Raw genomic sequence first — 8,142 nt, 5'->3', positions numbered from 1 at the left:
ATCTGCTTCAGGTTGCTTATTTCCTGTTGTAGAGTTCTCCAAGAAGTTGAAAATTAAATCTCGGTTACTTCCTGTTTGGAGAAAATTTTCATCTGCTTGAGGTGGTCTATTTCCTGTTGGATAATTTTGGGAGAAGTCTAAAGTTGAATCTTGGTTACTTCCTGTTTGGAGAAAATTTTCATCTGCTTGAGGTGGTCTATTTCCTATTGGATAATTTTGGTAGAAGTCTAAAGTTGAATCTCGCTTGCTTCCTGTTTCCTGAAAATTTTTATCTGGTTGGGGTTGCCTATTTCCTGTTGTGGAGTTCTCCAAGAAGTCTATTTGATTGAGGTAAGATTCTAAAACTTGGTAAGTATTATCAGTAGAACCATCATCAATAATAATAATTTCCCACAAAGTATAAGTTTGAATAAAAATACTTTCAATCGCTTTAAGAATATAATCAGCATTATTGAAAGTCGGAATAACCACACTAACCAATGGCAAACCATTTGGCATAATTTTATTTATTAAAAGTTGCCACTCTGGTATTTGATTCAAAGAAACTGAATTAAATGAATAGTTTTCTAGGGAAGCATAATAGTCAAAATAATAGAGCCACTCACAAATAGTTTTAAGAACAGAAACAAGAGAAAATTTTAAAGATTTATGCAAATAATCAGCCATTTCACGGAAGTAGCCAGATTTATATAAACACCAACAATTCCAAATTAGAGAACCGTAGCGTAATTCTCTCTCTAAATGTTGAATTTCTGGAGAGAGATTAGGATTAGAAAAAAGTTCATCCAAAATTTTTTCTTCTACTTCTGTTTGAGCAAGTAAATTTCGCGTCATATTACCACCATGTTGACGATAACAGACCGCAACTTTGGGAAACCAAATGGCTTGACAACCTGCTAAAGCTAATCGAATTACAATATCAAAATCTTCTAGTCTGCGTAAATTTTCATTAAACCCATTTACTCTTTCCAACCATTCTTTCCGAAACATCATACCACTAGGATTAGTAGCTTTCCATTTTAACCAACTTACTAAGTCTAATTCTGGAGACTTATGCCAAGGTTCAACATCTTGAATTTTTTCTCCTTTTTCATTAACAACTCGCCACCCACTTTGTACTAAACCTATATTTGGTTGAGCATGGAAAATAGCTACTTGTTCTTGAAGTTTATAAGAGAGAAATAAATCATCAGCATCCAGGAGAGCAATTAATTCTCCTTTTGCCATTTTTATCCCTTGGTTACGAGTAGCAGATAATCCTTTATTTTCTTGATAAAAATAACGAATTTTTTTCATGTACGGCTGTAAGACTTGATCGGTATTATCTGTGGAACCGTCATTTATAACAATAATTTCATAGTCAGTATAGGTTTGATTTAAGACACTTTCAATTGCTTGGGCAATGTAGAATTCACAATTATAAACAGGAATAATTACGCTTACTTTTGGATTCATAAAAGTTTGTGACATGATGGTTATATACTTTTAATTTAGCTACTCTTGTTTTGCTATTCCCTAGAAAAAGAAAAAGAAAGATATTAAACATTCAGCTATGATCTAGTCAGCTCTCAGGTATGACGGCAAACTGCTAAGATTAGCAATTGAGCTTCTTAAATGTGAAAATTTTTATAACAGTTAATATTAACGGCAAATTTTTAAAATTATCAGTTCTGAGTTATGACTCTTAACTACAACCAAAATATTACACTGAAATAGAATTACTATAGCGTTTCTCAGGCTAATGAGGTACACCTATCTTTATTTATATTCTATTCCCTGTTTCCCGAATTACTACTACGAATTTTGTACCTCACTTATAAATGGGAATTGCTATAACTATCAAAATTAGGAGAATAACAATGGAGCCAAAAATATCTGTAGTTAATCTACATCAAAAAGCAGAAATATATTTAGCTCAAGGAAAATTAGAAAAGGCAATAGCAGCTTGTCAGCAAGTATTAGAAATTGAGTCTAATTTTCCACCCACCTGTAAAATATTGGGAAATATTTGGCAAAGAATGGGTGAGATAGACAAAGCAAAAGACTGGTATATAAAAGCGATAAATCAACAACCAAATTTGGCGGAAGTTCATGCAAATTTGGGGAGTATATATGCACAACAAAAACAATGGCAGTTAGGAATTGAATGTTACAAAGAAGCTATTGGTATTAAACCAAATATTCCTGGTTTTTATCGGAACTTAGGAAAAATTTGGCAGCAACTGGGAAAAGTAGAATTAGCCAGAGATTGTCAAGAACAAGTATTGATTATAGAAGGGAAGTATCTTCAAGCTTCAGAATATTTCAAACAGGGAAAAAACTGCTTAGAAAATGGTGAGATAGAAGAGGCGATCGCCTCTTTTCAGATAGCCATAAAATTCAATCCATCTTTGGCAGGTGCTTATCAAAATTTAGGAGATATTTCACTGAAAACAAAAGAGTTCAATGAGGCAATAAATTATTATCAAAAAGCTATTGAAATGAAACCTGACTTATGGGTAGTTCATCATAAACTAGGGAAAGTATTTCAGGAAATAGGAGAATTAGATGCAGCAATTAATAGTTTCCGTCTTGCTATAGAAATTAACCCTAATTTTCTCTGGTCTTACACAAAATTAGGAGACATTCTGTCTCAACAGGGAGAATTAGACGAGGCAGAAAAATCTTATCAAAAAGTGATAGAACTAAAATCTGATATTTGGGAAGTTAGCCGAAAATTAGTCGATATTCAACTACAAAGAGGAAAGTTAGATGCAGTTATTACTCGGTGTATACAGGTCAGAGAAATTAATCCTAACTTAGCTTGGTTTAATCAAAGGTTACAAGAAAATATCTCAAAATTAGAAGCACACGATCGAGCCATAAATTATTACCGAGACTTACTAAAAACTGAACCAAAGAATATAAAATGGCTTGATGCTCTAGGGGAAAGGTTAGTAAAAATCCAAGAATGGGATGAAGCAATTATTGTTTACCGTCGTGCCATAGAATTAGAACCAAATAACCATTTATTCCACAGAAGATTAGCAGATGCTTTGCAAGAGAAAGGTTTGTTAGAAGCAGCAGTTTCTAGTTATCAAAAAACCATTGAGATTAATCCAACATTATCTTGGTCATATTACAACTTTGGAGAAGCACTGAGAAAAATACACAGGTCGGATGAAGCAATTATTGTTTACCGTCGTGCTATGGAATTAGAACCAAATAACCATTTATTTCAGAGAAGATTAGCAGATGTTTTGCAAGAAAAAGGTTTATTAGATGAAGCAATTTCTATTTATCAAAGAGCTATAGAAATTAATTCCAAATCTTGTTGGCATTATGCAGCATTAGGAAATGCTTATATTCAACAGGAGAATTTATTAGGAGCTATACCTTGTTTAATTCAAGCCTTAAAAATTAGACCAGATTATTACGATGTTCATAAAAAAATAGAATATATTCTCAAAAAACAAGATCGCCACAAAGAAGCTTACCTCTGGAAAACTCAGCAAAAATTACCGCAGAATTGGCTGAGAAAGTTTTTGAATTTAACAAGAGATTGGGAAATTACCTCTGACTCTCTAGAAACTAATATAACTAAGATAAAAATTTATTCAGATACCCAAATAAATTTATTAGCCTCTCAAACAATTGAAGCAAAAATTCATCAAAATTTCCAAGATAAAAAGGTTAATTCAGGTGCAGCTTTTGTAACAGTCATTCCAGAAGGAAGAGGTTGTGTTGATTTAGGAACAAGTGCAATTATTACTTCAGATAATAAGTTAGTAAGGGATATTTCTACAGGTTGTGCTGAAGTGGTTATTTCTTCTTCCGAATTGCCTCCCATTAATTATATAGATGGTACGGTAGCATTTTTATCTTCAAAGTGGGCAGAATTAATATATTTCCACTGGATGTTTCATGTAGTTGCACGGATAGATTTGCTGCGTCGAACTAACCTAGTAATAGATAAATTTGTCTTTACCAGATGTGAGAAAAAATTTCAAATAGAAACTATTGCTGCCCTAGGAATTAAACAATCTCAAGTCATAGAAAGTCGATTTTTTCCTCACATCAAAGCTCAAAAATTAGTTGTACCCTCTTCATATAAACCCAAGAAAGGAAATATCAAAGTTAGCAAATGGAGTTGTGAGTTTTTGCGAAGTTTATTTCTCAAATCAGAAACTATAGAAAAATTATCCAGTAAACCAGAACGAATATATATAAGTCGAAGATTAGCATCATGGCGACGAGTTGTTAATGAAGAAGAAGTAGTTAATATGTTAGAGAAATTTGGTTTTATTCCTCTTACTCTGGAATCAATTTCTATAGTAGAACAAGCATCATATATGGCTGCTGCTAAAGTGATTTTAGCTCCTCATGGTGCTGGACTTACAAATCTAGTATTTTGTAGTCCAGGGACAAAAGTGATTGAGATTTTTTCTCCCAAGTATAGTAGCAGTTCTTACTGGCAAATTAGTAATTTATGCAACCTCCTACACTATTACTTAATAGGTGAAAATTTTGAGAATGACAACTCAGGTAAAATTCCTTGGAAGCCAGATATTCTTGTAGATTTAAACAAACTACAAAAAATTATAAAGTTTGCAGAAGTTGAATAAATATCAGTAGATAAACATGAATAATCAAAAATTTGTATTAGATTTATATCAAGAAGCTGAATCTTGCTTTGCCCAAGAAAAATTACATGAAGCGGAAATTATCTGTGACAAAATAATTGAGATACGATCGGATTTTGCTCCTGCTTATAATACTCTGGGAAAAGTTCTAGAAGCAATGGGTAAATTAGAGTTAGCAAAAGAGAATTATCAACAAGGAATTTCCATAAATCCAAATCTAGTAGAAGCTTATACTAATTTAGGTAATTTACATTCTCAAGAAAAACAATGGTCTCTAGCAATTACAAGTTATAGTCAGGCACTTCATTTAAACAAAAATCAAGCAGAAACTTACTATAAATTAGGAGAAGCATTACTGCAATTAGAAAAATTGGATGAAGCGGCGATTACATATAGAAAAGCAACAGAACTAAATCCAAATTTTCCTTGGTCTTACCACAAATTGGGAGAAGCATTACTGCAATTAAAAAAATGGGATGAAGCTATTATTGCCTACAGAAAATTTATTGAACTAAATCCAGATTTTCCTTGGTCTTACCAAAAATTAGGAACAGCTTTATTGGAACTAGAAAAATGGGATAAAGCTATTATTGCCTACAGAAAATTTATTGAACTAAATCCAAATTTTCCTTGGTCTTACCAAAAATTAGGAACAGCTTTATTGAAGCTAGAAAAATGGGATGAAGCTGTCAAAGTTTATCGTCGTGCTATTGAATTAAAGCCTGATTTATATTTGCCTTACAAAAATTTAGGGGATGCTTTAATGCAATTATCAAAATACTCCGAAGCAGTAACAGTTTATCGCCAAGCTATAGAAATAAACCCCAATAAAGATGTAACTTACAATAATTTAGCTAATGCTTTAGTAAAACTTGAAAGATATTCAGAAGCAGTATTAGTCTACCGTCAAGCCATAAAAATTAATCCTAATTCCTCTTTATATTACAATCAATTAGTAGCAGCATTAGTTAGGTTAGCCGAAGTAGACAAAACTAGAAAGTTTGATATTTATACTGAAGCTACCTCCTGTTATAAAACTTTAATCAAATTTCAACCTAAGCAAAGAGAAAATTATCATAAATTAGCAGATATTTTCCAAAAGCAAGGAAAATTTGAGGCAGCAATTGATAGTTATATGCAGGCGATAGAATTAAAACCAGATATACCTTGGTCTTATAACAACCTAGGAGAAGTATTAGTTAAACTTCAAAGGTGGAATGAAGCAATATTCACCTTTTTAACTGCCTTAAATATTGAGTCAAATATGCCTTGGATATATCAAAAACTCGGAGAAGCGTTAGGGCAAATATCTCAAGGTAATTTAGAGAATAAAATTAGTTATTATTGTCAGGCAATACAAAATTATCGGACAGAGATAATTAACTCTAAATTAGTGCTGAGTCTACCGCGAAATTCAGACTTATATCTATATTTAGGAAATGCTCTGACAGAAAAAGAGCAATATAAAGGAGCAGTAATTATTTATAATATGGCTCTGCAACTTAAGGTAAATGACCGAGAGATTATAAATCAACTCCAGAAAACTTTAAAGAAACAAGCTGAATTAGAAGGAGAAGTAGAAAAATGTCGTAGAGCGATTAAACAAAACCCAAAATATTCTAAATTTTACTATGATTTAGGAATAGCTTTAATTCGACAAGAGGAGTGGGAACAAGCAAGTCTAGCTTTTCTCAAAGCTATTGAGTTAAAACCAGAAACAAATTGGTCTTATAGTCGCTTCTGGAATTACTTAAAACAATCAGATAAACTTCAAGAAGTAGTAAATTTTTACCGTAGAATTCTGCAAAAGAAACCAGACTCTATTTTATGTAACTTAAACTTAGGAGAAGTTTTAACCGAACAAGGAAAAATAGATGAAGCTATTACTTCTTATCAAACAGCTTGTTACCAGCAAACTTTAAAATCTCATCCTGATTTTACGAACAGATATTGGCATCAGAAACAAGTAGCACATCCTAACTTTATTATTATTGGTACTGGCAAAAGTGGCACTACCTCTCTATATAATTATCTGACTCAACATCCTCAAATTTTACCTGCCATTAAAAAAGAAATATATTTTTGGTCTAGATATTTTGATAAAGGAATAGATTGGTATTTAGCTCATTTTCCTCCTATTCCAGAAGAAACAAAATTTTTAACTGGAGAAGCAACTCCTACCTATATTAATAGTCGGCATACTCCAGAAAGACTATTTAGGATTTTTCCTAAAATTAAACTGATTTTAATTTTGCGCAACCCAGTAGATAGAGCAGTTTCTCACTATTATCACGAAGTTAGATTAAAGATGGAAAATAAATCTTTATCAGAAGTAATTTATTCTCAGTTAGAAAGACTGCAAAAAATTCCAGAATCTTCCCTTCAAGAAGCTTACTGGAATCATATATCTTATTATGTGAGTTATGGAGTTTATGTTGAATTTATCAAAAAATGGATGACTATTTTTCCCAGAGAACAATTCCTCATTTTGAGGAGCGAAGAATTTTATCAAGAACCAGAAACTACGATGGAAAAAGTTTTTAATTTTCTTGATTTACCAAAACATCAGCTCCAGAATTATCAAAAATTAAATTCTGGGTCTTATCCTAATATTCCTCCATTAATTTACTCCACTTTAAGTAATTATTTCCAACCCTATAATCAAAAACTTGAAGAGTATCTAGGTATGAAATTTAATTGGGAATAATCATTTGTAAGCATTCAGCAGTCACCTATCAGCTATGAGCTATTAATTAATTGCTTGATAAGCAGGAATTAGTCTTGAGAAAATTCAAATAAAAAAACTGATATTGACCAAGATAAGTCTATATTCATTATTTATAAAACAGCTAAAAGCAGACTGCGAGTTAGCTGTTTTGCTACCGCACAACTTTGTTTTTCATATTCCGTAAGAAAACGCTGCGCGACATGAATGCGGAGAATTTCGGCACAGAAATACTTACTTTACTTTTTTCCTATTTATTGATTTATTCTGATTTATAAAATTATATTCTGAATTCTTATGTCTGACTCCTATAATCAAATTTACTGTAAACATTCAGCCTTTGGCTATGAGTCATTAACTCATTATTTTGTCAGGAGGAATTAGTTTCCAAGGAGAATTCAAAGTTATTCATAAAAAGTTCATCAGCTAACCTTAGTAGTTATTACTTTCACTCATCCGAATACTGACTGGTAATAGCTTCTTAATGGTAAACATTCAGGAGTCAGCTATCAGCTATTAGCTATTAATTCATTGTCTGATAAGCAGGAATTAATGTTGAGAAAATTCAAATAAAAAAATTGACATTGACCAAGATAAGTCTATATTCATTATTTATGAAACAGCTAAAAGCAGACTGCGAGTTAGCTGTTTTGCTACCGCACAACTTCGTTTTTCATATTCCGTAAGAAAACGCTGCGCGACATGAATGCGGAGAATTTCGGCACAGAAATACTTACTTTACTTTTTTCCTATTTATTGATTTATTCTGATTTATAAAATTATATTCTGAATTCT

The 8,142-nt window shown here is 32.0% G+C and carries 3 protein-coding genes; 2 read left to right on the top strand and 1 reads right to left on the bottom strand.

The window, feature by feature from the left end:
- Window positions 1–1,470 (bottom strand): glycosyltransferase family 2 protein (locus F6K22_RS23230; RefSeq protein WP_293103324.1); only part of this gene is annotated, 1,470 nt, incomplete at its 3' end.
- Window positions 1,471–1,859: 389 nt separating this feature from the next.
- Between F6K22_RS23230 and F6K22_RS23225 the strand changes: the two genes are divergently transcribed.
- Both F6K22_RS23225 and F6K22_RS23220 read left to right on the top strand, forming a co-directional pair.
- Window positions 1,860–4,604 (top strand): tetratricopeptide repeat protein, encoded by a 2,745-nt coding sequence (locus F6K22_RS23225; protein WP_293103322.1) that lies wholly within the window; start codon window positions 1,860–1,862, stop codon window positions 4,602–4,604.
- Between the two features lie 16 nt (window positions 4,605–4,620).
- On the top strand, window positions 4,621–7,329 hold the full coding sequence (locus tag F6K22_RS23220; RefSeq protein WP_293103320.1) for a tetratricopeptide repeat-containing sulfotransferase family protein: 2,709 nt from the start codon (window positions 4,621–4,623) through the stop codon (window positions 7,327–7,329).
- Window positions 7,330–8,142 lie beyond the last annotated feature (813 nt).

The sequence above is a fragment of the Okeania sp. SIO2F4 genome (genome assembly GCF_010672385.1).
GTDB lineage: Bacteria > Cyanobacteriota > Cyanobacteriia > Cyanobacteriales > Microcoleaceae > Trichodesmium.
Note: the sequence above shows the minus strand (reverse complement) of the source record. Positions and strands in the feature narration are given on the sequence as shown.

What these genes read in the sequence shown, in the direction of transcription:
- F6K22_RS23225 (WP_293103322.1), top strand. Translation starts at nt 1,860, where the DNA reads ATGGAGCCAAAAATATCTGTAGTTAATCTACATCAAAAAGCAGAAATA.
- F6K22_RS23220 (WP_293103320.1), top strand. Translation starts at nt 4,621, where the DNA reads ATGAATAATCAAAAATTTGTATTAGATTTATATCAAGAAGCTGAATCT.